The sequence below is a fragment of the Ensifer sp. SSB1 genome (genome assembly GCF_016652895.1).
Lineage (GTDB): Bacteria > Pseudomonadota > Alphaproteobacteria > Rhizobiales > Rhizobiaceae > Ensifer.
This window is the reverse complement of the sequence record NZ_JAEPRP010000328.1, coordinates 1-3260: the sequence shown is the minus strand read 5'-3', so window position 1 is coordinate 3260 and position 3260 is coordinate 1. Positions and strand designations below refer to the sequence as shown.

Here is a 3260-nt window from a genome sequence, read left to right as displayed (position 1 = left end):
TGTAGTTGAGCAGCGTCGTCTTTCCCGACCCCAGGAACCCGGTGAGGATCGTGATCGGGAGTTTCTGCTGGTTCGCAGGCTCGATATGCATATTCATGCGCCCTTCTCCCTCAAGGCTTTCAGGATGTCTTCCGGCGTGATCGGATAGTGGTGGAAGCGAACGCCGATGGCGTCGTGGATGGCGTTGGCGATGGAAGGGCCAATGGCGATGATCGGATCTTCGCCCACACCCTTGGCTCCCCAGGGGCCGCCCGGGTCGGGCGCTGCCTCAAGGATGATCGTGTCGATGTCGGGCATGTCCATGGAAAGCGGCATCTTGTAGTCGACCAGGCCCGCATTCAGCGAGCGCCCAGTTTTCTTGTCGATGACATAGTCCTCGGTCAGCGTGTGGCCGATGCCCTGCTGGATCCCACCCTCGATCTGGCCTTGCGCCGCAATCGGATGGATGACCCGACCGACGTCATGCACCGGCACCACACGTTTGACCTCGACGATACCCGTTTCGGTGTCGACGTCTACCTCGGTGAAATGCGCGGCGAAGGAGTAGGATTTCGTCGGCTCGTAGGTGCCGTTGGCGACGATGTTGACGGCAGGAATGCCCCGCGAAGGCCCCATGGCCTCCGACACCGTCATAGAGCGATCTGGCTCGGCAATGAGGAAGACCCTGCCTTCAGAAAGGTCGATCTCGTCAGGCGGGACCTGCAGTTTCATCGCTGCCCTTGCGAGAACGGCTGAGCGCACCTTGCCGGCAGCCATCTTGGCGGCCGTGCCGACCAGATAGGTCGTGTGGCTGGCGAACGCGCCGATATCCCAAGGAACCACATCCGTATCGCCATGGATGACGCCGACGTCCTCGAAGCGGACCCCGAGTTCTTCGGCAACGATCTGGGCCAGCGCCGTATGGGCGCCGGTGCCAAGCCCGGCAGCCCCCGTCAGCAACGTCACCGTGCCGTCCTCGTTGACCTTGACCGTCGCATTGCCCTGCTCCTTGATGCCGGGATAGGCAGACGAGCCGTGCATCTCACAGCCGATGCCCCAGCCCTTGCGGATATGCGGGCGCTTCGGATCCGGCGTCCGGTCGCGGTTCCAAAGCGCCTTCCAGTCGAGCACGTCGATGCCGTGCTTGAGGCAGATTTCAAGCCCGTGGCCGATGATCGGGTGGCCTGATGGCGCGATGTCGCCGGCTCGCACCACGTTCTTCAGCTTCAGTTCGGCCGGATCCATGCCGAGCCGTTCGGCGGCTTCGTCCATCTGGATGTCGAGCGCGTAGTAACTCTGCACCACGCCGTAGCCGCGGAAGGCGCCGTTGATCGGGGTGTTGGTGTAGACGCAGCGGCCCTCCAGCCGCACGTTCTCGCAGCGATAGAGCGAGGTGGCGGCGGTGGTGCCGACGATGGTCACGCCCGGACCGTGGGAGCCGTAGGCGCCCGAATCGTAGACCAGCTTCATGTCGCGCGCGACGAGCGTGCCGTCGTTCTTGAAGCCCTGCTTCAGCCAGATCTTGCAAGGGTGACGCGAACGGCCGGCGACGAAGGTCTCATGGCGGGTGAATTCCATCTTCACCGGCCGGCGGGTTTCTTTGGCCAAAAGTGCGCAGAGAAACTCGTGCTGGAAGAGGTCCTGCTTGGCGCCGAAACCGCCGCCCATATGGTCGACGAGCACGCGCACCCTGGTGAGCGGCAGGCCGAGCACTTCGGCCAGAATACCGCGCACCATGAAAGAGGTCTGGGTCGAGGTCCAGAAGGTCAGCTTGTTGGAGCCGTCCCAGTCGGCGACGCAGACGTTAGGCTCCATGTAGGCCGGATGCGGCCGCCCGCCGGCAAAGGTGCCCTCGAGCACGAAGTCCGCCTCGGCAAAACCTTTGTCGATGTCGCCGCGGTTGACGCGCACCGGGTCGAGCACCAGGTTGCCGCCGGGCCCGACCTCGTGGATCAGCGGCGCTCCGGGCTGGACGGCGTCCTCCGGTTCGAAGACGGCCGGCAAAGCTTCATATTCGACCTCGATCAGGTCAAGCGCCTCGTCGGCGATCTCCTCGCTGATCGCAGCGACGGCGGCGACACCCTCGCCCCAGAACCGCACCTTGTCATCGAGGATGTACTGGTCCTTGGTGCAGGAAGCCGAGCGCGGATGCGGCGAGCCATAGTGCAGCACGCGCGGCACCGTCTCGTGGGTCAGCACGGCCTTGACGCCCGGATAGGCGAGGGCCTTGCTGACGTCGATCGACTTGATGCGCGCATGGGCGATCGCCGCGCGCTTGATCTTGCCGTGCAGCATGCCGGGCAGCTTGATGTCGCCGGTATACTGCGCCTCGCCCGTCACCTTCTCAAGCACGTCGTCGCGCTTGACGCTCTTGCCGACGATCTTGAACTCGCGTTGTTCTATGGGGGTGGCCATGTTCATGATCTTGCTGCCTCCATCTCGCGCGCGGCGGATCTGATCGCGTCGAATATCTTGGTGTAGCCGGTGCAGCGGCAGATGTTGCCGGAGAGCCCGAAGCGGATGTCCTCGTCGGTCGGGCGCGGATTGTCGTCGAGCAGCTTCTTGGCCATCATCAGGATGCCGGGCGTGCAGAAGCCGCATTGCGAGGCGCCGTGCCGCATGAACGCATCCTGCAGCGGATGGAGCGTATCGACGCCCGGCTGCAACCCCTCGACGGTCTCGACGAAGCGGCCTTCGGCCTCCACGGCAAGCACCAGGCAGGCGTTGACCGGCTCGCCGTCGATCAGCACCGTACAGGCGCCGCAGTCGCCGACATCGCAACCCTTCTTGGTGCCGGTGAGGCCGACATCGTCGCGCAGCGCATCGAGCAGCGAGCGGCAGCTGTCGACCGCCATCTCCCGCGCCTCGCCGTTCACGGTGAATTCCACGATCCGTTTCATGCGAACGTCTCCAATGCCTGTTTGATGGCGCGGCCGGTCAGCACGCCGACCATGTCGCGGCGGTAGTCGGCGCTGGCGCGCACGTTGCTGATCGGCGTGCATTCCTCCATCGCCCTGTTCGCGGCGTCCCTAACCGTTCCCGCGTCGAGCGGCGTGCCGCGCAGCATGGCTTCGGCTTGCGGCGCGCGCAGCACGGTCGCACCGACCGCACCGAGCGCGATGCGGATGTCGCTGCAGATGCCATCGTCCATCACCAGGCTGACGGCGACGCCGACGGTGGACAGCTCCATCGCCTTTCGGCGGCCATGCTTGATATAGGCCTTGCCGGTCGTGCCGCCTGCCGGCGGCACGGTGATGCCGGGGGCGATCTCGCCCGAGGGC

3 protein-coding genes and 1 pseudogene are annotated in these 3260 nt (G+C 65.0%); all 4 read right to left on the bottom strand.

Translation table 11 applies throughout. The features are described 5' to 3' along the window. Positions 1-91 (bottom strand): GTP-binding protein (locus I8N66_RS36815; RefSeq protein WP_291165421.1); only part of this gene is annotated, 91 nt, incomplete at its 3' end. A 2-nt stretch (positions 92-93) separates the two neighbouring features. Beyond that, positions 94-2400, bottom strand: a complete 2307-nt coding sequence (locus I8N66_RS36810; RefSeq protein WP_291165419.1) for a xanthine dehydrogenase family protein molybdopterin-binding subunit — start codon at positions 2398-2400, stop codon at positions 94-96. Continuing rightward, positions 2397-2879 (bottom strand): (2Fe-2S)-binding protein, encoded by a 483-nt coding sequence (locus tag I8N66_RS36805; RefSeq protein ID WP_113541404.1) that lies wholly within the window; start codon positions 2877-2879, stop codon positions 2397-2399. Before I8N66_RS36805 ends, I8N66_RS36810 begins: the two co-directional genes overlap by 4 nt. After that, positions 2876-3260, bottom strand: a pseudogene (locus I8N66_RS36800) (xanthine dehydrogenase family protein subunit M); the annotation flags it as partial. The gene I8N66_RS36805 and the pseudogene I8N66_RS36800, both read right to left, overlap by 4 nt.